We start from the raw sequence: 923 nt of genomic DNA, 5'->3' as shown, positions 1-923 counted from the left end.
CCAGCAGCTCGGCCCCGGCGGCCATGGTCGGCTCCCAGTCAAAGACGACCGCGTTGTCCTCGGCGCCGATGACCACCGCGTCCCCGGGGCGGGCCCCGGACTTGAACAGTGCGTCCTCCACGCCCAGCCGGTTCAGCCGGTCGGCCAGGTAGCCCACGGCCTCGTCGTTGGAGAAGTCGGTCTGCAGGATCCAGCGTTCGGGCTTCTCCCCGATGACCCGCCACAGCGGTTCCAGGTTCTGCTCCTCGCGGCGGATCGTGAATTCCTGGCGGTTCACCGAGCGCGGGCGAACCACCGGCACCTCCACCACGGGGGCGGCGTGCTCCAGCTTGGCGCGCTCCTGCTCCACCAATTCAGCCATGGCGAAGGACAGTTCGCGCAATCCGTTACGCGACAGGGCCGAGACCTCGAACACCCGGTAGCCGCGCTTTTCCAGTTCGGGGCGCACGAATTCGGCCATGTCCTGCCCGTCGGGCATGTCGACCTTGTTCAACGCCACCAGCTTGGGGCGTTCGCTGAGCGGGATGATGGTCCCGTCGGTCCCGGCATAGGAGGAGTCGACCTCGTAGGCGGCCAGTTCGGCCTCGATGACCTCCAGGTCGGTGATCGGGTCGCGCTCGGATTCCAGGGACGCGCAGTCCAGCACGTGCACGATCGCGGCGCAGCGCTCAACGTGGCGCAGGAACTCGTGGCCCAGCCCCTTGCCCTCCGAGGCGCCGGGGATCAGCCCGGGCACGTCGGCCACGGTGTAGCGCACTTCACCGGCCTGCACCACGCCCAGGTTCGGCACCAGGGTGGTGAACGGGTAGTCGGCGATCTTCGGACGCGCCGCGGACAGCGCGGCGATCAGCGAGGACTTGCCGGCCGAGGGGTAGCCGACCAGGGCGATGTCCGCGACGGACTTCAGCTCCAGGACCACGTCC

1 protein-coding gene is annotated in these 923 nt (G+C 69.0%); it reads right to left on the bottom strand.

Annotation, left to right across the window (positions count from 1 at the left end):
* Positions 1-923: GTPase ObgE (obgE, locus tag JCM19049_RS15590; protein WP_279403379.1), on the bottom strand; the 923-nt coding region annotated here is incomplete at both ends.

The sequence above is a fragment of the Arthrobacter sp. JCM 19049 genome, from assembly GCF_001310435.1.
Note: the sequence above shows the minus strand (reverse complement) of the source record. Positions and strands in the feature narration are given on the sequence as shown.